This is a genomic window from Thalassospira marina (genome assembly GCF_002844375.1).
GTDB lineage: Bacteria > Pseudomonadota > Alphaproteobacteria > Rhodospirillales > Thalassospiraceae > Thalassospira > Thalassospira marina.
On the sequence record NZ_CP024199.1, the window covers coordinates 3,278,920 to 3,301,637 of the forward strand.

Sequence of the window (22,718 nt, forward strand, 5' to 3'; positions counted from 1 at the left end):
CCTTTTGCCCTGACGGCTGGATGCGACAGAAGCATTGCATCGCCTGTCACTGTTTTCCGTAAACCAATGGCAAAGATTGATGCGATTTTTCAAAACAGCCCCGTTACTGGCGATCTGTTTTCTGGCTGGTGCCGCCCACGCCCAGAATGCCGATGGCGAACGTCTTTTCAAACAGCGCTGTGGCGCCTGCCATTCGCTAAAAGCTGGTGAAAACCGTGTTGGCCCGTCCCTGGCCGACATTAACGGTCGCCCGGCCGGTAGCCTTGAAGGGGTGCGTTATTCGCCTGCTTTGCGCGATTCCGGCATTCGCTGGGACGCCACAAACCTGGATGCCTTTGTGGAAAATTCCAAAAAGCTGGTGCCCGGCACCCGCATGAATATCCGCATTTCCGACCCCGACCAGCGCAAAGCGATCACGGATTATCTGTTATCGGCCCAATAAACCTGCCAGCAACCGCCCAAAGGAGCCTTCGATGTTACGCATGACGATTAATGGCCAGCCGTTTGAAACCGACGCCCAACCCGACACGCCGCTTTTGTGGGTATTACGCGAACATCTGGGCCTGACCGGCACCAAATTCGGATGCGGGGCGGGCATGTGCGGGGCCTGCACCGTGCATATTGATGGCGAAGCCACCTTTGCCTGCCAGATATCCCTGGCCGAGGTAACAGACGCCAAAATCACCACCATCGAGGGCCTTTCGGAAACAGGCGATCATCCTTTGCAAAAAGCCTGGATCGCCGAACAGACCCCGCAATGCGGTTATTGCCAGTCCGGACAGATCATGCGGGCTGCCGCCCTTCTGGCAAACAATCCGACGCCCAGTCGCGATGAAATTACCGAATGGATGCAAACCAATATCTGCCGCTGCGGGACCTATCCACGCATCATTCGTGCCATTGAACGCGCCGCAACGGAGTCCTGATCATGAACGATATTTTAAAACCTTCCCGGCGCGGTTTTCTGATCGGGTCCGGTTCGCTGGCAATTGCCCTTCTGGCATCGGGTGGTGCGGGCATTTTGCGCAATAGCGCACAGGCAGCATCCGCCACGCAGGATGTGAATGCATGGGTCACCATCCATGCCGACGATAGCGTGGCCATCCGGTTTGCCTCTACCGAGATGGGACAGGGTGTTATGACGTCCCTTCCCATGATTGTGGCCGAAGAACTGGATGCCGACTGGTCCAGGGTAAAGGTTGAACAGGTTAACCAAGGCCCGCTTGAAACCTATGGCAACCCGCAAACAGGCGGCATCCTGTTTACAGCAGGCAGTTCATCGATCGAAGGATATTACGACCGCCTGCGCCTGGCCGGTGCCACCGCCCGGCGCATTTTGATGCAGGCCGCCGCCAGCCACTGGAACGTCGCACTGGCAGAGGTCACCACCGGGCCGGGAATGGTTATTCACGCGCCAACCAGCCAGCGCCTGCGTTATGGCGAAATCGCCAGCTTGCCAACCCTGCCCGAAAATGTCCCGGCAGCAACCGAGGCCGATTTAAAACCACGCAGCGAATGGCGCATTATCGGCACCGATCAGGACCGGCGTGATATACCCGGTAAAACGCGTGGCGAAACGGTTTATTCCATTGATGTGCGCCTGCCCGGCATGGTTTATGCCGCACAAATTTTGGCACCGGTCGAAGGTGAAACACCTGCAAATATTGACGATACCCATGCCCGCGCCATCCCCGGTGTGGTGGATGTCATCGCCCTTAAAAACAGTGTCGCCATATTGGCCGAAAGCTTTGAAACGGCAATGGCCGCGCGCGAGCAGGTAAGTGTTAGCTGGTCGGAAACATCGCGGTTTCGCAATGCTGACAGCCAGCAGGAACTGGCCGATATTCGCGCCGCAGCCGAAAACCTTGAACGCGAAGCCGTAACCTGGTCCAGCCGGGGGGATGCAACGGCCATTCTGGCGCAAAACAGCGCACAAACGGTTTCGGCAACCTACATCACCGAACATGTCTATCACGCGCAGATGGAACCGCTTTGCGCGATTGCCAGTGTAGATGAAGATGAAAAAGGCGCCGAAGTTTGGCTGGGAACGCAAAGCCAGACATTATCAATTGTTGCCGCAGCCCAGACACTGGGCACCACACCAGACCGCATTCGTTTCAATGCCATGCAAATGGGCGGCGGTTTTGGTCGACGCACCTTTTTTGCCCGCGATATTTTAAGCGATGCGATCATTCTTTCCCGCCAGATAAAACGTCCCGTCAAACTAATATGGACACGCGAGGATGATGTTAAAAATGGCTGGCTGCGCCCGGCGACCGCACACCATATGACGGCCCTATTGGATGACAAAGGCGATGTTCGCGCCTTTCGCCACCGGGTTGCCAGCCCGTCCATTTTTGAGTTTGCCGCCCCGCAACGCTGGGAAAATGCCAAAGGCCGCGACCTTCTGGTGATGGAAGGCACGGAAAGCAGCGATTACGATATTCCCGACCTGATCGCGGAAAATGTGCTGATGGAACGCCAGTCGCGTGTTTCGGCATGGCGGGGCATTGGCTGGGGCATCAATTGTTATGCACGCGAATGCTTCATTGACGAACTTGCCAGTGCCGCTGGCAAAGACCCGGTTACGTTCCGCCGTCGCCTGCTGGCAAAAAGCCCGCGTGGCCTTGCGGCGTTAAATGAAGTGATCCGCATGTCGGAATTTGGCAAAGTGCCCGAAGGCCGCGCCCACGGCCTTGCCTTTGCTGGTTACAAGGCAACCATCGGCGCGGGCGTTGCCGAAGTTTCCATCGACCCGGAAAACGGGTTTGTGAAGGTTCACAAGTTTTGGGCGGCGGTTGATCCCGGCATTACCATTCACCCGAAAAACTGCGAAGCCCAGGTCGAAGGTGGTATCATTTTCGGGCTGTCCGGGCTGATGCGCGAACGTATCACGTTTAGCAACGGTGAAATCGATCAGAACAATTTTTATGATTACGAGCCGATGCGCATTAACGCCATCCCGGAAATTGCGGTGAATATTATTGATTCCGGGGCGGCGCCATCGGGTGCTGGTGAAATTGGCATTCCCATGACCGGTGGAGCCGTGGCCAATGCCGTGCGCGCCCTGACGGGGCAGAAATTGCAACATATGCCCTTTGCCATCGAAACAGCCTGACCATCTGATAATCCAGGCATCAACCAACAAAACCGCCCAAACAGGGCACGAGCAACCCAAACCAGCAGGCCGGAAAAGATGAAAACCACGCGACGCGATATTCTAACGAAAATGATTGTTGCATCCGGCCTGCTAACATTGCCACGGCTGGGCGCAAAGGCAGCAAAAGCAGCCGGTGCGCCCGATTTGGCAGGCCCGCTTTTAGATGCAACACCGGCCTGCCACGCCGATGGGCCCATCACCCTTTCCACCAGCGAAGGCCCCTACTTCAGCCCCGCCAGCCCGCAACGATCCGACATCCGCGAAGGTAAAAATAATGGCGTCGCACTTTTGGTTGGTGGTTATGTTTTAAACCGCGATTGCACGCCGGTATCCCAGGCGCAAATTGAAATCTGGCAGGCGGATGATCGCGGCAAATATGACAATGACGGTTATTATCTGCGCGGGCACCAGATAACGGGGGATGACGGCAAATGGGCGTTTTTGACCATTATCCCGGCGGCCTATCCCGGCCGTTGCCAGCATATCCATTTCAAGGTTCAGCGCCCCGGCGGGGCCGTTTTAACCAGCCAGGTTTTCTTTCCCAATGATCCGCTTCATGGGCGTGATTACCAGTTTGATGGCCGATTGCTGCTGAAAATGGATGAAACAGGCCCGCAAAAAACAGGCCTGTTCAATTTTGTCCTGGCCTGATCAGGCCGTATTACCGGGTTTGAAGAACGACGCCTAGTTAAGGCGCTGTCCATTTTCTCTATCAAAAACATGCACATGGGCCGGGGAAACGGCCAGATGCAGGTTTGACCCCGCAGGGGCGTCAAACCGTTCGGTCAGGGCAACCGTCACGGGTTTGTCGGCATTGCGCCCGTATAAATGGGTTTCGGCACCGGTTGGTTCGATCAGATCAAGGGTAAAGGGAATGGTGCCGGTCGTGCCTTCCGCCGCAATTTTCAAATGTTCGGGGCGCAAACCCACCGTAACGGCGGCCCCTGCCGGGGCATCAATGGCATCGCCAACACGCAGCAGGGCATTTTCGGTGCGCACCAGTGCGCCACTGGCATCACGTTCCAAAATGCCATCCATCAGGTTCATTGACGGGGAACCAATAAAGGTGGCAACGAAGATATTGGCAGGGCGATCATATACTTCCAGCGGGGCGCCAACCTGTTCGATCTTGCCGTGATTTAAAATCACGATCCGGTCAGACATGGTCATCGCTTCCATCTGGTCGTGCGTCACATAGATGGCTGTTGTGCCCAACCGGCGTTGCAGGGCGCGAATTTCAACGCGCATCTGCACCCGCAATTTGGCATCCAGGTTTGATAGCGGTTCGTCAAACAGGAAAACCTGGGGACGGCGGACAATGGCACGCCCCATGGCAACACGCTGGCGCTGCCCACCTGAAAGGGCCTTTGGCAAGCGATCCAGATAGGGCGACAGGTTCAGCATTTTTGCCACATCTTCGACAGCCGGGCGGATTTCGGCCTTGGGCACATTTCGCAATTTAAGGCTGAAACCCATATTTTCCGCGACGGTCAAATGCGGATAAAGAGCATAATTCTGAAAAACCATTGCCATGTCGCGGTCCTTGGGGGCCACGTCATTAATGACGCGGCCATCCACGGCGACGGTTCCATCGGTGATTTCTTCAAGGCCGGCAATCATCCGCAACAAGGTGGATTTCCCGCAACCGGACTCGCCGATCAGCGAAACAAATTCGCCGTCATTGATGGTCAGATCCAGGCCGTGAAGTACTTCCACGTTGCCATAGTTCTTTTTCAGATTAGAGGTGGTCAGATTGGCCATTGAAGAACTCCGAACAGAGGAAGCGGCCCTGCCGCCCCCAAAACAGCAAGGCTTAAGACAGAACGACAACTTTGGTCAGGTGACGTGGCGCAGTGGTATCCAGGTTCTTGAACTGGGCAATACGTTCGCCAAATACCTGCAAGGCAGGCAACATTTCAATCACACGGGCCAGCCCGGTTTCCGCAAGCGGGATCGAAATATCACCCGGCCCGCCAAGACCAATAACCTTGCCGCCCTTATCCTGGATTTCTTTTGCCAGTTTTGCTTCTTCGGCGGCGGTATCGGCACTGTAAAGCAACACCACCAGCGAGTTTTCATCAATCAGGCTGATCGGCCCGTGACGATATTCCATCGGGTGGAAGGTCTGGGCGTAGCTCAGGCTCATTTCCTGAAGTTTCAGGGCACCTTCGGCGGCAATGCCATAATGCGCACCCGCGCCCAGATAAACAAAATGTCCGCGCCCGTTAACGAAATCAGCGTCAACCGCACCCAATTGCGCCAACGGCTTTTGCGCCAGTTCGGTGATCGAGGATGCAATATCGGCCCCGGCAAGACGCAAACCGGCAATCAGCATCAGCGATGCCGACGAGGTCATGACAACGCCTTCTTCCCCGTGGGTGGGCAGATAAACGGTTTCGCTGGCAGCAACATCAATCGAGCTTCCCTTTTCACAGGTCAGCGCGATGGTCCGAATGCCGTTTTTACGGCTGTAATCCACCGCCTGGACTGTTTCGGTCGATTCACCGCTGCGCGAGAGGGCAACAACACAAACATCGTCGCGTTTGGCGAGATAGGCCGAAGCACGACGTGCCCATTCACCGCCGGGAACGGCCAGGGCATTGCGCCCGCCAATGTTAAATGCCGATGCAATGGCCTGTGCCAGATAATAGGATGTGCCACATCCGACCACAACGACAGTGCCCTCGGTTAGCGCAGGCAAATCGGCGGTGATTGCACCTTCCCAATAGGCGAACTGCTCAACGATGACGCGCTCGGTCACATTCATTTCAGGATCCTTTTTGTACAAGCGTAAAGATCGTTATTTGGTTGCGCCGGCCATCAGGCCGCTGACCAGAAAACGATTGAGGAAAAGCACCACCAGAACCGGCGGAATGATTGCGATAATGCCCGCGGCATTGATCAGCCCGTAATCCACGTAATTGCGGCTGACAAATTCGGGGATCAGAACGGTAAGGGGTTTGGTTTCCAGTGTTGGTGAAAACACCAGCGGCACCAAAAACTGCCCCCAGGCATTCAGGAATGTAATAATCGCCGATGCGATCAACCCCGGGGCTGCCAGCGGCATAATGATCCGAACCAGCGTATAAACACGCCCTGCCCCGTCCATCCATGCTGCTTCTTCAAGCGAAAGCGGCATGGCCTGATAGACACTTCGCATCAGCCACAGGGCAAGCGGCAGAAAAGCCGACACATAAATCAGCGTGACACCGACATAGGTATCAACCAGATGCATCGCGATCATCAGCCGATAAAGCGGGATCATGACGGTATAGGCCGGAATGGCCAGTGTGCCGACGACCACAAAAAACAGAATGTTGCGGCCCGGAAATTTCAGCCGGACAAAGGCATAAGCCGCAAAAGCCGCAATCAGCACGGTAACGAAAGTCGCAGCCAATGACGTCACGACACTATTGATAATGGCGCGTGAAAATTGCGGCCAGACTGATGCAACCTTGTTGCCCTGTGACATGCTGGTACTGCCAAACAGCTTGGCATAATGTTCCAGCGTCATGTCGGACGGCCAAAAATGCGGTTCAGCCGAAATCAGATCGGTCGGCGAGGTAAAACTGGTTGCCAGCGACCAGTAGATCGGCCCGACTGACCACAAAACCAGCACCAGCACGGCAATCGCGGTTCCAATTTTACCACTGGCAAAGACAAATTTACGGTGTGCCATCAGTCAAACCTCGTTTCGCGGTAAACCTTGAGAACGTAAATCAGCGACACCAGCAGGGATGCCAGCATGGCCAGCAGCGACAACGCCATACCAAGCGAGAATTTGAGGTTCTGGAAGGCATCCAGATAAACCTGGATAATGACGGTTCGGGTATCGAGGCTGGCGCGATTAAGGATCCAGGCTTCGTCAAACAGATTGAAGGCAAAGACGGTAGACTGGCTAAGCGCGATGGCAAGGCCACCCGATATCAGCGGCAGGGTGATCAGGCGAAAACATTTGAGCGAACTGGCACCATCAAGGCGCGCGGCCTGATAAAGATCCTTTGGGATGCTTTGCAATGCCGCCAGCAGGATGATCGCGGTTAACGGCATCATGCGCCAGACATGCACAAGCGTTACCAGAAACAGCATGACATGGCGGTCATTGAAAAACAGCGCCGGTCCGGTCAGTAACCCGGTGGAATGCAAAAACCCAGTCAGCAGGCCATAGCTGGGATTGTAAATCCACATCCACACCACGGCATTGACGACAGGCGGCAAACACCAGGGCAGCACCACGGCCGCCAGCAGCCAGCGACGACCAATTGTCACCTTGTTAAGCAGCAACGCCGTGCCAAGCCCGCCAAGCGTTTCAAGGACAACAGCCATCACAACATAGTAAAAGGTATTCACCCAGGACTGGTTGACTGTCGTGCTGGAAAACAGGTCAATATAGTTTTTAAAGCCGACAAACGGCGTTCCGGCACGCATCGGGCTGACGCTATAGACGCTGTCGATCATTGTCGAAACCAGCGGCAGAAGAACCAGCCCCCCCATTATCACGACCATGGGGATGACAAAGGCAATACCGAGGGATGCCTCGCCGCCGAAACGGCGAGGTTTTTCACGTGTTAATGCTAGGGCCATTACTGGAGGTTCCTTGCGTCCGCTTACTGCTGGGACGCCGTTTCTGCTGCATCAGCAATTTGCGCGAGGGCGTCTTCAACGCTGATCTGGTCTTTGGCAGCCTGATTGATCGCCGTGGAAACTGCCGAAGAAAATTCGGGATACCAGCCCGGTGTTCCATCCGCAAAAAGCGGTTCAACACTGGCGGCCTGTTCCAAAAGGACCTTGCCGTCTTTAAGCTTGCCCTGTTCTTCAAGCTGTTTAAGAACACTTAAACGCGGCGGCAGATTGCCCAAGGCGTTATAGCTGTTCATCTGGGTTTCGGGCTTTAACATCCATTTGATAAAGGCCACCGCCGCATCGTGGTTTTCCGCCGAAACCGGTACGCCAATTGCCTCGGGCAGACCAATGGTGCGGGTTTTACCGTTAACCGAAGGCATCAGGGCTGCGGCAACATCATCGGCCACCTGCGATTTTGACGGATCGGAATAAACAGACAGGTTGCCTGCCCAGCCCGCAATATCAAACGAAACCTTGCCGCTTTTAAACAGTTCCTGAACATCAACATCCTTCAAACCGGTTGCCGATGGATCAATCAAACCATCCTTAAGCGCCTGGATTTCAAAGCTGAGCGCCTTGTACCCGCCAGACTGCGGATCAAGAAATTGCGGTTTGAAATCCTTGTCAAACAGATCACCGCCAAATGCCTTGGTCAGCAAATACCATGCTGTTGATGTGCCTTCAGTTGCCGAAAGCGGAAGACCAATCGGGTAATCGGCAAGGTTGGCATCCTTGATGGCCTTTGCCGCTTTCAAAAGGTCATCTGGCGTGGCCGGTGCCTGTTTGATCCCGGCCTTTTCAAGCTGGGTTTTATTGTAAATCAGGACACGGAAGTCGTTATTGTAAGGAACTGCCAGAAGCTTGCCATCGAAATTAAAGATTTTCGATGTCGGCACATCCTTGATCACGTCTTCGGAAAAATCATCATTTAGCGGGCTGTACCAGCCTGCCGCGCCAAACTGGCCAACCCAGGACCAGTCCACTTCGGTTGCGCTGGCCGGGGCGGTATTGGCGATCATGGAGGTCACGACTTTGGTATGGATTTCATCCCAGCCAAGGGTCTGGCTGCTGAGATTGATACCGGTTTCGGCCTCGAACTGATCTGTCATTTCCTTGGGGAAAGTTCCCCAGGGCGGCAGAAGAACAGAAAGGTCCTGCCCTTCAAGGGGTTTTGCATCATCAGCCAGTGCGCTACCCGCGACACCAACCTGCAGCATGGTTGCAGCCGCCAGTGCTGCAAGGAATGTCCGTCTTTTCATGATATTTGCCTCCTTATTATATTGATTGAAAAGCTTCATTCAGGGACATGGACAGGCCTTCGATGAAGGCCTTATCGGTGTTCCAGCCCGCCAGTTGCGCAGCGCGCAACACAGCACCCCCAACAGGTGGCAAAACAGGGGAAACTGGTCGTGACCCAACCCGGTCACACACACCGTTTAAAACATACGCATTGGCAAACACACCGCCGGCATAGCTCCAAGGCAGGGAGGAACCGGCATCCAGCCTGCGTTGCGCGGCACTTACATGCGCCGCCAGGCAATCACAGGCGCGATCAAGAATTTCGCGCGCATCCGACACACCCTGGTCGGCAAGCCCAGCCGTTATACGGGCAATGGCAGCAATCGATGATCGCCTGTTTTCAACGCCGTAAACCCAGTCGATCAACTGATGTTCGGCCAATCCCATTTCGGCCAGCAGGGCATGGGCAAACGGCATTGCATCGCTGCGCCCATCCAGCGCCATACTGGCAAGGCCCAGGCTTTCGCGGCCAATCCAGAAGGCACTACCTTCATCACCAAAACCATCGCCCCAACCGCCAATCCGGTAATGCGGGTCGTTTGTGCCATTCAAACTGGCCCACGCCATGGACCCCGTACCCGATAACACAAGCACACCAGCCGCCCCGGCAAAGGCACCATCAAAGGCAATGCGCACATCGTTTTGCACCAGAACGGGGCATGGCAATACCTGGCTTGCCAGTTCAGACTGCCGGGCTGAAAGGGCAAGAAGCTCGTCATGAAAGGGCAGGCCTGCCACAGCGGCTTTTAACCCCGGTTTTTGCAGGGCTGGCGCGACCATTTCCAAAAACAGGTCCTGCCAGTTTTCCTGTGCTGTCGGGTCAAGGCTGGGCCCGGCCCGCAGGCTGGTTACCGCCCCGCTGGCATCTGCCATGGCCGCCAGTGTTTTGGTGCCTCCGGCATCAAGGGCGAGAACATATTCCATCCCTATTCCGCGTCCCCAAACGCAACAGCCGTAAGGGGGGCGGCAATGTCGTTCAAACGGGTGCGCCATTCATCGGACAGGGCGTCGTCGGTAATGACATGCATTTCCCGACTGACCGGGGCAACACGGTAGGTCAGACGGTTGCCAAATTTCGATGAATCCACCAGCAGGGCCGTTTTGGACGACCGCGCAATCATCAGTTCGTTTACGCGTGCTTCGTGGTCATCAAGGCTGTAAAGGCAGCCATCATTGGCAATGGCCCCGGCCCCCAAAAACAGTTGGTCAAACCACAAACGTTCCAACGTCAATTCAGCAATCGGGCCAACCATTGATGCGTTTTCCGGGCGTAACTGCCCGCCGATCAATGTTACGCGAATATCGGGCACATCCATCAAAACCTGCGCCACGGTCACGCAGTTGGTGAAAACCGACAGCGGCATCGGATCAAGACGCAAACGTTTGGCGATTTGCAAAACAGTCGTGCCTGCATCCAGGAAAACGCTGCTTTTGGGCACCAGCAATTCATAGGCAGCATCGGCAATGGCGCGCTTTGCCGCCAGGTTGGAACTTTCGCGCTGTTCAAAGCCAACTTCGATCCCGACTGCATCGGCAATGCGTGCGCCACCATGGCTGCGCACAATGGCACCCTGCGTTTCCAGCGCCAGCAAATCACGCCGTACCGTTGCCAGTGATGCGCCAACTTCGTCAGCAATGTCCTGAATATGGCTGAAGCCATGATTGTAAAGATATTGCCGAATGGCTGACAGCCGATCGCCCTTCATCGAAATTCCGCCTCCCGTGTGAACCTGATAACCCCACAATCCGATCATAAAAAATCATTGTCAAGATTTTTTATGATCGAATATAAATCAAAAACGTCATGTAATTGACGTTTTATGATCGAAACCAACCGAAAGTAAGCAAGATGACGTACAATCCATTTCTGGAAATGCTGCGATCACGTGCCGACGGAGAGATAACGGGGATCCCTTCAATCTGTTCTTCACACCCGCTTGTCATTGAGGCGGCATTGATTGAAGGCAAGGCAAACCAGACACCGGTGCTGATTGAAGCGACCTGCAACCAGGTCAATCAGGAGGGCGGATATACGGGCATGACGCCGTCCGACTTTCGCCAGTATGTGGAACAGATCGCGCAAAAAACCGGGTTTGATCCGGCGCAGTTGCTGCTGGGGGGCGATCATTTGGGCCCCAACCCGTGGAAGGACCAACCTGCTGAAGAAGCAATGAAAAAAGCCGAAATCCTGATTGCGCAATATGCGCAGGCAGGGTTTGTCAAAATCCATCTTGATGCATCTATGTCCTGCCAGGATGACCCGGTGCCCCTGCCTGATGCGATCATCGCCGAACGTTCGGCACGGCTGGCACGCATTGCCGAACAAAGCTGTCGCGGTGAAAAACCGGTTTACATTATCGGCACCGAAGTCCCCATTCCCGGGGGCGCGATGGAGGCACTGGACCATCTGGAAGTGACATCGCCGCAGGATGCTATTGCCACATATGAGGCCCACCACGAAGCCTTTGCCAAACTGGGATTACAGGATGCATTTTCCCGCGTGATTGGCCTTGTGGTGCAGCCCGGTGTGGAATTTGGCAATGAAAATGTCGTGTATTACGACCCCCAAGCCGCAACCGACCTAAGTGCAGCGCTTAGCCAGCTTCCCGGCATTGCCTTTGAGGCCCATTCCACCGATTACCAACCGGAAACCGCACTTTCCGATCTGGTTCGTGATGGATTTGCGATTTTGAAAGTCGGCCCCGGCGTAACCTTTGCCATGCGCGAAGCCCTTTATGGCCTTGATAAAATCGCTACTTTTCTGGACCACAGCCCGGAAAAGGACTCGCTTGAAGAACAGCTTGAACAATTGATGCAGGCGGACCCCAAATATTGGGAAAAATACTATCACGGCGATGACCAGGCCCGCCGCCTGCAGCGGCATTTTTCCTATAGCGATCGCATCCGCTATTACTGGCCATCGGAAATTGCACGCAAGGCCGTGGATGGATTACTGGCACGCCTTGAAAAATATACGCTGCCCGAAACACTGATCAGCCAGTTTTTGCCCCGCCTTTACCCGCATTATGCCGCACAAAAAAGCAAACCATCGGCGCACAACCTGATCATTGAGATGATCCGGCTGGTGATTCGCGATTATGAAAAGGCCTGCCGCCGGATTTAACCCGCGATGAAACCGCCAAAGTGGTGAAACGCCACGCCACAAACGGGCAAAACCGGCAGGCATTTTCATCGCAATTGCCCCGCAATGCCGCACATATCTGGGGGATATAACACGGCATTGCGGGGCATTTTTTATCAATCAGGCGGTAAAGCCACCATTTACGTCAATCACGGTGCCAGTGATAAAGGCGGCATCCGGCCCAGCCAAAAACGTGATAGCGGCAGCAACTTCGCCAACCTCGGCAAAGCGGGGAATCGCGTGGCTTTGCAATACGATGGGCGGCAAATTACCCAGTGCGGCAGCGGCCATATCGGTATCCATCACACCAGCCTGCACCACATTGACGGTGATGTTACGCGCCCCAAGGTCACGCGCGGCACCACGGCTATAGCCCACAATAGCAGCCTTGCTGGCGGCATAATCGGTGGTGCCCGGAAAGGCAATGCGCGTTCCAAGGCCCGAACCCACCGAAATAATACGCCCGCCATCGGGCAATACCCGCGATGCAGCCCGGATATTGGCAATAACCCCCATGGTGTTGATCATCCATTGCCGGTCCATCGCCCCATTGTCGATTTCCGGGTCATCAATGGTTTTACCCTGCCAGGCGACTGCTGCATTATTGACCAGAATATCAAGCTTCCCAAACGTTCCGACAACCTTTTGCACCAGCGGTTCGGCCGCATTTGTATCCCCCTGATCAGCCTGAAATGCCGCAGCACGAACACCATGTTCCTGCACTTTCTTCACGACGTCTTCGGCCTTTTGGGCGGATGCGACATAACTGATCGCAATGTCTGCGCCCTTTTCGGCCAGGGCAAGTGCTGTTGTCGCGCCCAGCCCGCGTGAACCGCCCGTGATCAGGGCGACCTTGCCCGTTAAAGGTTTGCTCATGTCATTCTCCTGTCTTCAGAAATTTGTTTGGTGATGGGGATGATGGGGGTGATCGGCGATGATTGATTCTGATCGAATTTGATCGTTTCTGATCACATGTGATGGTGTGTGGTGTTTTATAATGGCCTGCGAGGCACCGTGCCCTACCAAGGCAGGCGTTCATCGAGGAAAAAGAAACCACCCGTGGGGCCGGTTTCATCAAGCGTGGCGTATTTTATGGCGGTTTGCGCCCCGTCCTGTGCAGTCATATCCGCCTGATCCCCGCCCATGGCGGTTTTCAGCCAGCCAGGGTGAATAGCGTTGATCTTAACGCTGCTGCCCCGCAATTCTTCGGCCAGAAGGATGGTAAAGGCATTTAATGCGGCCTTGGATGTGTCATATCCAAGGGCACGAATCGGATAAACCGGCGAAGTTGGATCAGACAAATGCGCAAGCGACCCACGGATGCTTGATACATTCACCACCCGCCCCGCTTTTGCCCGCTGCAATAACGGCAGCAAGGTCTGGGTTAAAAATAACGGGGCAAAGAAATTCACCTCGAACGTTGCGCGGATATCAGCAGGCAATGCCTCGCTGGGCTGGCGGGTGGCAGGTGTGCCCCCATCGGGGCTATCAAGCAGGATACCGGCATTGTTGATTAAAATATCAAGCACGCCAAATTCATTACTGATCCATGCAAGGGCGTGGCTGCGATCCTGTTCCAGGATTACATCCAGCTTCAGCGCGGATGCCTGATAACCCAAATTTTTCAATGTGTGCACGGCCGCACGTGCGCGTGCCAGATCACGCGCAGCAACAATAACATGCGCGCCCAAAGCCCCCAATTCGCGCGCAATTTCAACGCCAAGCCCCCGTGCACCCCCGGTAACAAGCGCAACCTGCCCGGCAAGCGACACCAAAGGTGCCGCAGTTTGTGTGGTCATATTCCAAATTCCTGAAAATACTGCCGCGGCCTTAACGCAATTTGCGTATTGCGTATTTCAGGCCCAGCCAAGTGCGGGTTTAGGCCGCCATCAATTGCCATTCCGGCGATGGCCGACATCGACCAGATAGTCCATTTTACCAATCGAAAACCCATTGTGACGCAGGATCGCGTAGGCCGTGGTGACATGGAAAAAGAAATTTGGCAGGGCAAATTCCTGCACATAGGAAAGCCCGTCAAACGTTACCCATTTGCGCCGCAAATTCAGCTTGATCACGCGGGTTTCACTGCCCACCAAATCGGCTGGCGAAACCTGGGCCAGGACATCTTCGGTTTTGGCGATCCGGCCAATCAGGTCTTCAAAACTGGCTTCGTCATCAACCATCGACGGCACCGTGCGCCCGGCAAGGCGCATGGCACATGCCTTCGCCGCGTCGCTGGCATGCTGGATCTGGCGGCGAAACGGGTCCATATCGGCATATAAACGGGCTTCCAGAATGGCCTGTTCGTCGGCCTTGCCTGCTTTGACATGGGTGGCTGCAGTGTCGATCAAACCACGCAGGCAGCGAAAGCCCCCCATTATCGGCATGATCGAAAAATCATACATGTTCAGGGTTTTGAGATCGTCGCTCATGCTGATGCTCCGGTTTTTGCACGGGCAAAAAGCTCCAGCCCGCTAAGCGGTGCGCGCAGTTCCATCTGACGACCGGCCGTGGCAAGTGTCCCCAGGGCAACGGCATGAAAACCAATATCATGGATCAGGGTGGATACGGTTTGAAGGGCTGCGTCATCATCGCCAGCGACAAATAACACCCGTTTCAAACCATCTTCGATTGGGGCAAAGGCAGTTGCAAATGGCAGGGTATTGAATGCCTTTACCACGCGCGCACCCGGCGCAAGGCTGGCGATTAATTCACTGCCCGAATTGCCCTTCAGGTCATCAACAGCAAATTCGGGCGCATAACTTAAAAAGATATTGGTGGTATCCACCAGAATACGGTTGCCCCAGTTGATATCCGAATGCAGCACATCGCGAATTTTCGTCCAGGGCACCGCCAGAAAAACCACATCACATGCCAAAACATCGGCGATGGTCGCAGCACGCGGTGCCGGGTCCATATCGGCAAGGCGCGGTTCTAAATCATCCGGGCCTTTGCTGTTGGCAATCAGAACATCGTGTCCCGCTGCAAGATACCGGCTAGCCAGGGTCCGCCCCACATTTGCCGCGCCGATAATACCTAATTTCATTTCATCCTCCCGGCAGGGCACGCCCCGCCCGTTCCTGATGCTGTCTGCCTGCGCCTGTGCCGCGGGCACATCGCACAACCCGTGAAATGCCTGCGGGCGGGTAACAGCATCAAATTCAATACCAATCATTACTATATCGATCAGTATTGTATTAGACACACAAACGTCAAGCCATTTTCAATACCGATCAGTATTGAATTTTACCCAACCTGATTAAGCGCTTGAAATTGCGTTTCTAAATCATAAAACCTGAAATACATCCGCAATGGCGGGCAACACTCAAAGCTGTTCAGTCCCAGACTTTATCCTGCTGCGATGGATAGTTACTGCCTTGCTTGTGCAGTAGTGCCTTCACCCCACCCAAAACCGCCACCCCGCACCAGCGACGGGATATGCGCATTTTGCAATACAGTAACGATTGGTATTCTATCTGGACTTTTCCCATGTCGATTTTCTATACTGCCCGGTAGCAAAACGAGGTACCCATGGGACGACACAGGGAATTTGACCTGGAAAAAACCCTGGATGCGATGATGGTCGTATTCTGGGAGAAAGGTTACGAAGGCACATCATTTGATGACCTGACCCGCGCCACCGGTGTTGCGCGACCCGGTCTTTATGCGGCCTTTGGCAACAAGGAAACCCTGTTTCGCAAGGCATTGGACCGCTACGAGGCAAAGCACCTTGCCTTCATGAAGGACGCGATGAATGAACCGGAAATCACAACCGTCATTCGCCGGATTCTTGAAGAATCGGTCATTGTGCAAACACTGGGCGGGGCCTGCCTGGGCTGCCTTGGAATCAATGGTGCCATGGCCTGTTCGGCCGATGCCGAACCTGTGCGCCAAGAACTGATCCGCCGCCGATCCATTTCCGAAGAGGCCCTGCGCAACCGGCTGGAACGCGCCAAACAGGATGGTGAATTACCACCTCAGGCGGATTGCGCCCTGCTATCGGGTTACATCATGGCGGTTAACCAGGGGCTTGCTGTGCAGGCCAAGGGTGGCACCCCGCGCGAGGACCTTTTGAAAATCGTGCATCATGTTGTTGCATCCTGGCCGGGGCCGGCACTGGCGCAGGCAGACACACGGGCACAAGCATCCTAAGGTTTCCCTGACCGATGCTTAAACGGCCTCGGCAAACGGGCGGTGATGTGATGGCTGGTTGGGGCTGATAACGGCCGACATCATGGTTGCCGAAACCCCATCATAAAAAGCAAGGTTTCCCAGCCCGCAAATCGCACGGCCCACTATGATCGCCCCGCTGGTTGGAATGATCGGGCGCTGGTCATTGTGAAATACCGACAGATACGGCCCCTTGGGAAAATAGGCGAGATCGCCAATCGACAGATCCTTGGTCAGCGGCCCGGAAACAGCCAAAGGGCGCTGTAAAAAGCCAATCGCTTCGCGCTGGCCAAAATCGGTAATGTGCACATCAAACGGCACCAAAGCCAAAAGGTCCCTGGCTGTTGGATTATCCTGCAGGGCAAATTGCACGATATCGTCATCGAAAAGCAGGCTGACCTTCATTACCGTTGCTCCCATGCTGGCTTGCACGCGTATCGATCCTGAACAAAGGCCACGCATGGCGCCCCCCTGTCATCAGACAGGACACATCCTAGGGCACGGCAGGTAACCAACGGGTGACAAGGATGGGGCATTTGCCCGCTTTTTCACCTGCCAAGCCGATTTCAACCGATCGGCCACATTGGCAAATGTTTCGCCCGCGCGCCGGAATTACAGCTTCAGGGTTACGCGCAATCCCCCATCGGGCAGGCGCACATAATCACAGCCCCAATCGCATTTGGCGCAAATTTTTCGCACCAGTTGCAGGCCAATACCTTCTTCTACCGGTTCGGTCGAAATGGCCTGGGGGTGCCCGGCATCAATATTGTTTTCAACAACCATTTCGCGGGAATGCACATGTACCGCAACCCGGCCCTTTGGCGTATGTTCAAACGCATTGCGAATGACATTGGAAACCACAATGCCCACAGCAGCCATATTGGCGATGATCGGTTCGCAGGCATCATTCACGATCAATGATGCCTCAACATTTTTATCCTCGATGATATAGCCAAGCTCGCCCATCTGATTGCGCGTGATATCGGCAAGCAGGAATTCCTGTTTTTCCTCGACATAGCGCTGGTCATTTTCACGGCCCAGCCACAACAGCGTTTCGATCAACTGGCGCATATTGCGATTGGCACGCCGCACCCGATAGGAAATGCGCGCCTGCTGTTCGGTCAGATCGGTTCGATCAAGCAGGTCCAGATGCCCCTGCATAATGGTAACCGGGGTCCGTAATTCGTGGCTGGCCTGGCGAATAAAATCACGTTCACGTGCGACAAAGGCATCAACCCGGCCCACCGCACTGTGCAGTTCACGGGCAACTTCGTTTAGTTCGGCAAAGCGAAACCGCGGTAGCGGATCGGCAAGGTTTTCGGAATTAAGGTTTTTCGCCCATTCCTGCAAATGGGCGGTTGGTTCGCTCATTTTTTTGCCAATGAACCACAGGAAAACACCAAAAACCGCCATGATGCCCAGTGCAAAGGGCACCGACATATGCATAAGCGACCGCAACCGGTTAAAGAAGATGCTGTTTTTGTCCTGCTGGCGATAGGATTGCACAACAAAAAGCCGCTGCCCGTCGCGCATGTCATAGGGAAAAACATGATAGATGCGCAAATCCGGGTCGTGGTTGCCGACCTTTTCGCCGGTATTGATATAAACCATTTTACCCGACACCAGATCATTCTGGTCCAGATACTGGCGCAAATCATCGGGGATGTCGGAAAAGCTGGTATAGCTGCTAATCCCCAACCCGTTGGGCAGGCGAATATCGGGATTGTTCTGGCGCAGGTCATCATATTGTTCGGCGATTAGCTGAAGCTGAAACGACGCATAAAGCGTTTTGCCGTAGATCAGGTAAAAATTCACCCCAACGGTATAGATCAGGACGATCACCACCAGCCCGGCCAGAACATAGTTCCGGATAAATTTGGGAAATGTCGTTTCAGAAGACATACGGGGGAACATTTCAGCTTTCTCGCAGGGCAAGCCCCTGCCCCGGAACCGTCTGGATCAGGGAAGAGGCAAAAGGTTTGTCAATTCGGCAGCGCAATTTGTAGATATTGGATTTAAGGGCATCGGTGTCGGGCGGTTCACCCTGCCAAAGTGCCATTGAAAGCCGGTCGCGCGAAACAACATTGGGGCTGTTATTGGCCAGAACTTCCAGCAAGATCCAGTTGGTTGGCGAAAGGTCGATCACCTGGCCGCTGCGCTGCACCGTGCGATTGGCAAAATCGATTTGCATATCGGCAATGGTAATGCGGCGCACCTCGCCACTACGACGACGCGACAGGACCCTTGTGCGCAAAACCAGTTCTTCCATTTCAAACGGCTTGATCAGGTAATCATCGGCACCGGCGTTAAAACCTTCAATTTTATCCTGCAGGGTATCGCGCGCGGTTAACATCAGAATGGGCGTATCAACACCGCGATCGCGCAATTCCTGGCAGATGCGAATGCCATCAAGATTGGGCAGCATCAAATCAAGCACGATCACGTCATAACGGCCGGAAAGGGCAAATTCCAGCCCGGAATGCCCTTCATAGGCATGGTCGCATTCAATGCCTTCCAGCTCGAAATAATCGCTGACGATACCGGCTATTTCCATATTGTCCTCGATCAGAAGGACCATGATGGCAGGTTGATCTTTCATTCAGCAGCTTCCGACATAAAACCAATCACATCCGGTGTATAAAGCGCACGGTGAACACCTGCCATCATCGACAGGGCAATACTTTCGGGCATATCCCCGCCAATAGGCACCCCTGCCGGGCCATCAATGGCAAAAGGCAGGGCATTTTCACGTATTTGGGCACGTTTTAAAACCGCATCAAAACGGTGCCGCGGCCCCAGCACCGACACATGCGAAACCGCCGGCCCCGCCTGTGCCAGCAAGCACAGGGCTTTGGCATCAAGTTCCATATTGTGTGTCATCAAGATGGCTGCATCCACCCTGGTATTTTTTACATACTCAATCAGCCGGTCATCCAGGCAGGACATAATGGTATCGGCCATGGTGAAATTTTCGGGCCGAGCATTGGCCGGGCGCGGATCCATCAGGGTAATGCGCCATTCCATCGCACTGGCCAGCCTGACCAATGGCTGTGCATCCATACCACCGCCAACGATCAGAATATGTGGTTCGGGCCGTACCGGTGTTACCAGCCAGTTTTCACCGGCAATGGTTTCAAGGCGCGCGGACTGGGTGCTGACGCCTCCATCTTCACGGAAAAAACCGGCACCGCCACCCGATGAAATCTGCTGATAAAAATAACCACGCTGCCGGGTAGCAAGCGCACGGTAAAGTGCACCCAGGCCAAGGTCGTTTTCCAATGTGACAGGCTGCAGCATCACATGCACCGCCCCGCCGCACCCCACACCAAGGCGAAAGGATAAATCATCCTCGTCATTGCCATCATAAACCAGTTGGATGGCTTCACCGGTATGCATCACCTTGCGGGCATTGCGCGCAATGTCGGCCTCAAGGCAGCCGCCACTTAAAATGCCATGGAGCTGCCCGCTATCACTGATCATCATCATGGCACCCGCCTTGCGATAGGCGGACCCTTCTGTGCGAAAAACCGTACCTAAAACCCAGCAGGCACGATCCCCACTGCCCTGCCAGGCGGCCAGCATACGCGAAAGATGGTTGCTCATATCCGTGATCCTTGCCAAAGGCCCCGGTATCGCGCTTTTGGCAGGCGATACCGGGATGCCGGTTTAAACAAAGTCAAACCCCGAACGGGTCATGGGCAATTGCAAAATGCGGGTGCCGGTTTTGGCAAAAATGGCATTTGCCAGCGCCGGGGCAGTTGCGGGCACGCCGGCCTCGCCAACACCGGTTGCCGGGCCGTCCGATCGCATAATCGCAATGTCGATTTTGGGCATTTCGCCGTTTCGGAACGGTTCGTAATCGGGAAAATTTTGCTGTTCGACCACGCCATCCTGCAGGGTGATTTCATTGCGCATGGCAGCCCCCAAGGCAAAACCAGCGCCACCTTCCAGTTGGGCGCGAATGATATCGGGGTTAACCGCCGTGCCACAATCAATGGCAATGTAAAGGCGGTTTACATGAACCGATGTGCCATCCACCGCAATATCGACAATAACGGCAACACAGGTTTGAAAGGCAAAATGGCAGGCAAAACCGCGTTCATCACCAGCCTGCCAGTTGGCCAGTTCGCGAACCCGTTTGATCACACCGGCCATCCGCGCCCCGTTGGGCGATGCCGCATCAATCAGGGCCAGGCGATAATCAATCGGGTCCTGCCCGGCGTCACGCGCCAGCATATCCATCATGCTTTCCATCACATAACAGGTATGGGAATGGCAAACAGACCGCCAATGCGCCACGGGAATGGCGGTGTGAAAATCCGACAGGCCAATGGCAAATGAAGGCAACTGATATAACGAACCCCACACCCCACCGATGGATGACCGGTCAATGCCACGATCCATCCGCCGGTTAAAGGCCGATCCTTTTAACAGTGATTTGGTAGCAATCCGGTGGTTCCAGGCGGTAATAGCCCCGCTATCATCGGTGCCAATCGCCACACGATGGGCCACCATCGGGCGATAATACCCGCCGGTGATATCGTCTTCGCGGCTCCACATCAATTTGACGGGGCGGTTGCGCCCGGCCGCATCAAAGGCATGGGCGGCTTCAACATTATAATCGGACGTGCCCGACGCCCTGCGCCCAAACGACCCGCCCGCATAAAGGGTTTCAACCCGGACTTGTTCATGTTCAAGCCCCAATGCCTTTGCCACCGCCGGATGCGACACCGATGGAAACTGGCAGCCATCATACATCACAACGCCATTTTCGCTGGGCGCAATGGTGCAATTAACGGCTTCTAACGGGGCATGGGCCAGAAAGGGAAAAACAAAATCAGCCTGTAACTGCGTTGCAGAACCCGCGATTTTGGCGCTTGTTTCACCGGCATCAATGTCGGGTGTTACGTCAAATTCGGCTGGCTGGTCCAAAAGCGCAATATGATCGGCCACAAGCTGATCGCTGTCGCGTGTTTCGGCATTGGTAAAATCCCAGCTAACATCAAGCGCATCGCGCGCCTGAAATGCCGCCCAGGTATTTTGGGCCAGCACGATAATGCCGCTTTGATCGGGCAATGGTTTGGCGTCAATGAAGCCGGTTATATCTGTCGCCGTACCTTGGGAAAAACGGGCAACCTTGGCCCCAAATTTTGGCGCACGTCGAATGACGGCAACAATCATATCAGGCAGGTGCAAATCCATGGCAAAGGGGGTGGTGCCATTGGTTTTGCCAATATTATCGCGGCGATGCAGGGTTTCCTTGCCAATCAGGCGGTAATCCTGCGGCGTTTTAAGCGATATGTCGCCTTCTGGTTCCAGGGTGCTGGCAAGGGCGACAAAGTCGCCAAAATGGCCGCTTTTGCCCTGGGCATATAACATGCCGTTTTCAACCGTGATGCTGCGCGGATCAACCATCCATTCGCGGGCAGCGGCCTTCACCAGCAACTGGCGGGCCATGGCACCCGCCTGGCGATATTGCATAAAGGAATTGCGGATCGAACTGGACCCGGCCGTGCCCTGAAATTCCGAATTGGTCTGGGCATAGCGGGTGATATCGGATGGGGCAAATTCGGTAACGATCCGGTCCCAATTGGCATCGAGTTCTTCGGCAATCAGGGTGGTAAGCCCCGTTGTCGTGCCCTGCCCCATTTCAAAATGCTTCAGCACGATGGTCACAACGCCATCGGCATCAATTTTTACAAACGGGTTGAATTCATGACTGTTGATAGCCGCATCACCCTTGGCGGCCAATGCCCCGGTTGCAGTAAAGCCGATACATAAAATGGCCGCACTGCTGCCCACGCCTTTTAAAAAACCACGCCGCGATAAAAGATGGTTCATAATCATGCCTCCAGCTTTTCTGCGGCCAGGCGAATGGCGGCATTGATGCGTAAATAGGTCACGCAACGGCAGGCATTACCGGCCATATAATCGCTGATTTCGTTATCGCTGGGATTGGGCGTTTCGCTTAGCAGACCAATCGCCGACATGATCTGCCCGGACTGACACCAGCCACATTGCACCACATCCTTTTCACGCCAGGCATCCTGCACGGCACTGGCAATTGGGCCGGACAGCCCTTCAATCGTCGTGATTTCCGAAGAACCGACATCTTCGATAAATGTCTGGCAGGAACGAACCGGCACCCCATCAAGGTGAACCGTGCACGCCCCGCAGGAGGCAACACCGCAACCAAATTTGGTGCCGGTCAGTTTCAATTCATCGCGCAGCACCCATAAAAGCGGCGTGCCTGATGCCGCGTCAATGGTGTGGGTCGTTCCATTCAGCTTCAATTCGTATGACATGGCGGTTTTTCGTTTCTGA

Annotated in this window: 23 protein-coding genes; 6 read left to right on the forward strand and 17 right to left on the reverse strand. The window is 54.7% G+C overall.

The features are described from left to right. The first annotated feature begins 79 nt into the window (after positions 1–79). The 4 genes from CSC3H3_RS14920 (at position 80) to CSC3H3_RS14935 (ending at position 3,811) form a co-directional block, all read left to right on the forward strand. A complete protein-coding gene (locus CSC3H3_RS14920) occupies positions 80–442 on the forward strand; it encodes a c-type cytochrome (RefSeq protein WP_101285330.1) in 363 nt (120 codons plus the stop codon). Positions 443–473: 31 nt separating this feature from the next. Next, the gene (locus CSC3H3_RS14925) at positions 474–926 is read left to right on the forward strand and encodes a (2Fe-2S)-binding protein (RefSeq protein WP_101285331.1); all 453 of its coding nucleotides are present in this window, start codon (positions 474–476) and stop codon (positions 924–926) included. Between the two features lie 2 nt (positions 927–928). Beyond that, a complete protein-coding gene (locus CSC3H3_RS14930; RefSeq protein WP_101285332.1) occupies positions 929–3,118 on the forward strand; it encodes a xanthine dehydrogenase family protein molybdopterin-binding subunit in 2,190 nt (729 codons plus the stop codon). A gap of 78 nt (positions 3,119–3,196) precedes the next feature. Further along, complete coding sequence (locus CSC3H3_RS14935) at positions 3,197–3,811, forward strand: dioxygenase family protein (RefSeq protein ID WP_101285333.1); 615 nt, start codon at positions 3,197–3,199, stop codon at positions 3,809–3,811. A 33-nt stretch (positions 3,812–3,844) separates the two neighbouring features. On the opposite strand, the gene CSC3H3_RS14940 is transcribed toward CSC3H3_RS14935, so the two are convergent. From CSC3H3_RS14940 to CSC3H3_RS14970, 7 genes are read right to left on the reverse strand one after another with little or no spacing between them, the layout of a single operon-like run. Then, positions 3,845–4,921, reverse strand: a complete 1,077-nt coding sequence (locus CSC3H3_RS14940; RefSeq protein ID WP_101285334.1) for an ABC transporter ATP-binding protein — start codon at positions 4,919–4,921, stop codon at positions 3,845–3,847. A gap of 52 nt (positions 4,922–4,973) precedes the next feature. Beyond that, positions 4,974–5,927, reverse strand: a complete 954-nt coding sequence (locus tag CSC3H3_RS14945) for an SIS domain-containing protein (RefSeq protein WP_101285335.1) — start codon at positions 5,925–5,927, stop codon at positions 4,974–4,976. 33 nt (positions 5,928–5,960) lie between these two features. Next, positions 5,961–6,839: a carbohydrate ABC transporter permease gene (locus CSC3H3_RS14950; protein WP_101285336.1), complete on the reverse strand. Its 879-nt coding sequence runs from the start codon at positions 6,837–6,839 to the stop codon at positions 5,961–5,963. Beyond that, positions 6,839–7,744 carry a carbohydrate ABC transporter permease gene (locus CSC3H3_RS14955; protein WP_101264850.1) on the reverse strand — a complete coding sequence of 302 codons (906 nt, stop codon included), beginning with the start codon at positions 7,742–7,744 and terminating at the stop codon, positions 6,839–6,841. Before CSC3H3_RS14955 ends, CSC3H3_RS14950 begins: the two co-directional genes overlap by 1 nt. A 23-nt stretch (positions 7,745–7,767) precedes the next feature. Next, positions 7,768–9,042 (reverse strand): ABC transporter substrate-binding protein, encoded by a 1,275-nt coding sequence (locus CSC3H3_RS14960; protein WP_101264851.1) that lies wholly within the window; start codon positions 9,040–9,042, stop codon positions 7,768–7,770. Between the two features lie 16 nt (positions 9,043–9,058). Beyond that, positions 9,059–10,006 (reverse strand): N-acetylglucosamine kinase, encoded by a 948-nt coding sequence (locus tag CSC3H3_RS14965; protein ID WP_101285337.1) that lies wholly within the window; start codon positions 10,004–10,006, stop codon positions 9,059–9,061. A 2-nt stretch (positions 10,007–10,008) separates the two neighbouring features. Next, positions 10,009–10,788, reverse strand: coding sequence for a DeoR/GlpR family DNA-binding transcription regulator (locus tag CSC3H3_RS14970; protein ID WP_101264853.1), 780 nt, complete (start codon positions 10,786–10,788; stop codon positions 10,009–10,011). 143 nt (positions 10,789–10,931) lie between these two features. Between CSC3H3_RS14970 and CSC3H3_RS14975 the strand changes: the two genes are divergently transcribed. Then, complete coding sequence (locus CSC3H3_RS14975; RefSeq protein ID WP_101285338.1) at positions 10,932–12,206, forward strand: D-tagatose-bisphosphate aldolase, class II, non-catalytic subunit; 1,275 nt, start codon at positions 10,932–10,934, stop codon at positions 12,204–12,206. 138 nt (positions 12,207–12,344) lie between these two features. On the opposite strand, the gene CSC3H3_RS14980 is transcribed toward CSC3H3_RS14975, so the two are convergent. The 4 genes from CSC3H3_RS14980 to CSC3H3_RS14995 all read right to left on the reverse strand — a co-directional run bounded on the left by CSC3H3_RS14980 (position 12,345) and on the right by CSC3H3_RS14995 (position 15,270). Next, positions 12,345–13,100: an SDR family NAD(P)-dependent oxidoreductase gene (locus CSC3H3_RS14980; protein ID WP_101285339.1), complete on the reverse strand. Its 756-nt coding sequence runs from the start codon at positions 13,098–13,100 to the stop codon at positions 12,345–12,347. A 143-nt stretch (positions 13,101–13,243) separates the two neighbouring features. Beyond that, positions 13,244–14,023 carry an SDR family NAD(P)-dependent oxidoreductase gene (locus CSC3H3_RS14985; RefSeq protein WP_101285340.1) on the reverse strand — a complete coding sequence of 260 codons (780 nt, stop codon included), beginning with the start codon at positions 14,021–14,023 and terminating at the stop codon, positions 13,244–13,246. Between the two features lie 90 nt (positions 14,024–14,113). After that, positions 14,114–14,656 (reverse strand): DUF1993 domain-containing protein, encoded by a 543-nt coding sequence (locus CSC3H3_RS14990; RefSeq protein WP_215907511.1) that lies wholly within the window; start codon positions 14,654–14,656, stop codon positions 14,114–14,116. Beyond that, positions 14,653–15,270 carry an NADPH-dependent F420 reductase gene (locus CSC3H3_RS14995; RefSeq protein ID WP_157831913.1) on the reverse strand — a complete coding sequence of 206 codons (618 nt, stop codon included), beginning with the start codon at positions 15,268–15,270 and terminating at the stop codon, positions 14,653–14,655. The genes CSC3H3_RS14990 and CSC3H3_RS14995 overlap by 4 nt, the downstream gene beginning before the upstream one ends. Positions 15,271–15,755: 485 nt before the next feature. On the opposite strand from CSC3H3_RS14995, the gene CSC3H3_RS15000 reads away from it, so the two are divergent. Further along, the gene (locus CSC3H3_RS15000) at positions 15,756–16,376 is read left to right on the forward strand and encodes a TetR/AcrR family transcriptional regulator (RefSeq protein ID WP_101285342.1); all 621 of its coding nucleotides are present in this window, start codon (positions 15,756–15,758) and stop codon (positions 16,374–16,376) included. Between the two features lie 18 nt (positions 16,377–16,394). Here the strand turns inward: CSC3H3_RS15000 and CSC3H3_RS15005 are convergent, their stop codons facing one another. The 6 genes from CSC3H3_RS15005 to CSC3H3_RS15030 form a co-directional block, all read right to left on the reverse strand. Continuing rightward, positions 16,395–16,826, reverse strand: a complete 432-nt coding sequence (locus CSC3H3_RS15005) for a cyclophilin-like fold protein (protein WP_157831914.1) — start codon at positions 16,824–16,826, stop codon at positions 16,395–16,397. A 180-nt stretch (positions 16,827–17,006) separates the two neighbouring features. Then, positions 17,007–18,308, reverse strand: a complete 1,302-nt coding sequence (locus CSC3H3_RS15010; protein WP_101285344.1) for a sensor histidine kinase — start codon at positions 18,306–18,308, stop codon at positions 17,007–17,009. A 1-nt stretch (position 18,309) separates the two neighbouring features. Next, positions 18,310–18,993, reverse strand: a complete 684-nt coding sequence (locus CSC3H3_RS15015; protein WP_101285345.1) for a response regulator transcription factor — start codon at positions 18,991–18,993, stop codon at positions 18,310–18,312. Continuing rightward, positions 18,990–19,997, reverse strand: a complete 1,008-nt coding sequence (locus tag CSC3H3_RS15020; RefSeq protein ID WP_101285346.1) for an XdhC family protein — start codon at positions 19,995–19,997, stop codon at positions 18,990–18,992. The genes CSC3H3_RS15015 and CSC3H3_RS15020 overlap by 4 nt, the downstream gene beginning before the upstream one ends. A 63-nt stretch (positions 19,998–20,060) precedes the next feature. Continuing rightward, positions 20,061–22,235, reverse strand: coding sequence for a xanthine dehydrogenase family protein molybdopterin-binding subunit (locus CSC3H3_RS15025; RefSeq protein ID WP_101285347.1), 2,175 nt, complete (start codon positions 22,233–22,235; stop codon positions 20,061–20,063). Positions 22,236–22,237: 2 nt separating this feature from the next. Beyond that, positions 22,238–22,699, reverse strand: a complete 462-nt coding sequence (locus tag CSC3H3_RS15030) for a (2Fe-2S)-binding protein (RefSeq protein WP_101285348.1) — start codon at positions 22,697–22,699, stop codon at positions 22,238–22,240. Positions 22,700–22,718: the final 19 nt, after the last annotated feature.

What these genes read in the sequence shown, in the direction of transcription:
- CSC3H3_RS14920 (WP_101285330.1), top strand. Translation starts at nt 80, where the DNA reads ATGCGATTTTTCAAAACAGCCCCGTTACTGGCGATCTGTTTTCTGGCT.
- CSC3H3_RS14925 (WP_101285331.1), top strand. Translation starts at nt 474, where the DNA reads ATGTTACGCATGACGATTAATGGCCAGCCGTTTGAAACCGACGCCCAA.
- CSC3H3_RS14930 (WP_101285332.1), top strand. Translation starts at nt 929, where the DNA reads ATGAACGATATTTTAAAACCTTCCCGGCGCGGTTTTCTGATCGGGTCC.
- CSC3H3_RS14935 (WP_101285333.1), top strand. Translation starts at nt 3,197, where the DNA reads ATGAAAACCACGCGACGCGATATTCTAACGAAAATGATTGTTGCATCC.
- CSC3H3_RS14940 (WP_101285334.1), bottom strand. Translation starts at nt 4,921, where the DNA reads ATGGCCAATCTGACCACCTCTAATCTGAAAAAGAACTATGGCAACGTG.
- CSC3H3_RS14945 (WP_101285335.1), bottom strand. Translation starts at nt 5,927, where the DNA reads ATGAATGTGACCGAGCGCGTCATCGTTGAGCAGTTCGCCTATTGGGAA.
- CSC3H3_RS14950 (WP_101285336.1), bottom strand. Translation starts at nt 6,839, where the DNA reads ATGGCACACCGTAAATTTGTCTTTGCCAGTGGTAAAATTGGAACCGCG.
- CSC3H3_RS14955 (WP_101264850.1), bottom strand. Translation starts at nt 7,744, where the DNA reads ATGGCCCTAGCATTAACACGTGAAAAACCTCGCCGTTTCGGCGGCGAG.
- CSC3H3_RS14960 (WP_101264851.1), bottom strand. Translation starts at nt 9,042, where the DNA reads ATGAAAAGACGGACATTCCTTGCAGCACTGGCGGCTGCAACCATGCTG.
- CSC3H3_RS14965 (WP_101285337.1), bottom strand. Translation starts at nt 10,006, where the DNA reads ATGGAATATGTTCTCGCCCTTGATGCCGGAGGCACCAAAACACTGGCG.
- CSC3H3_RS14970 (WP_101264853.1), bottom strand. Translation starts at nt 10,788, where the DNA reads ATGAAGGGCGATCGGCTGTCAGCCATTCGGCAATATCTTTACAATCAT.
- CSC3H3_RS14975 (WP_101285338.1), top strand. Translation starts at nt 10,932, where the DNA reads ATGACGTACAATCCATTTCTGGAAATGCTGCGATCACGTGCCGACGGA.
- CSC3H3_RS14980 (WP_101285339.1), bottom strand. Translation starts at nt 13,100, where the DNA reads ATGAGCAAACCTTTAACGGGCAAGGTCGCCCTGATCACGGGCGGTTCA.
- CSC3H3_RS14985 (WP_101285340.1), bottom strand. Translation starts at nt 14,023, where the DNA reads ATGACCACACAAACTGCGGCACCTTTGGTGTCGCTTGCCGGGCAGGTT.
- CSC3H3_RS14990 (WP_215907511.1), bottom strand. Translation starts at nt 14,656, where the DNA reads ATGAGCGACGATCTCAAAACCCTGAACATGTATGATTTTTCGATCATG.
- CSC3H3_RS14995 (WP_157831913.1), bottom strand. Translation starts at nt 15,270, where the DNA reads ATGAAATTAGGTATTATCGGCGCGGCAAATGTGGGGCGGACCCTGGCT.
- CSC3H3_RS15000 (WP_101285342.1), top strand. Translation starts at nt 15,756, where the DNA reads ATGGGACGACACAGGGAATTTGACCTGGAAAAAACCCTGGATGCGATG.
- CSC3H3_RS15010 (WP_101285344.1), bottom strand. Translation starts at nt 18,308, where the DNA reads ATGTTCCCCCGTATGTCTTCTGAAACGACATTTCCCAAATTTATCCGG.
- CSC3H3_RS15015 (WP_101285345.1), bottom strand. Translation starts at nt 18,993, where the DNA reads ATGAAAGATCAACCTGCCATCATGGTCCTTCTGATCGAGGACAATATG.
- CSC3H3_RS15020 (WP_101285346.1), bottom strand. Translation starts at nt 19,997, where the DNA reads ATGAGCAACCATCTTTCGCGTATGCTGGCCGCCTGGCAGGGCAGTGGG.
- CSC3H3_RS15025 (WP_101285347.1), bottom strand. Translation starts at nt 22,235, where the DNA reads ATGAACCATCTTTTATCGCGGCGTGGTTTTTTAAAAGGCGTGGGCAGC.
- CSC3H3_RS15030 (WP_101285348.1), bottom strand. Translation starts at nt 22,699, where the DNA reads ATGTCATACGAATTGAAGCTGAATGGAACGACCCACACCATTGACGCG.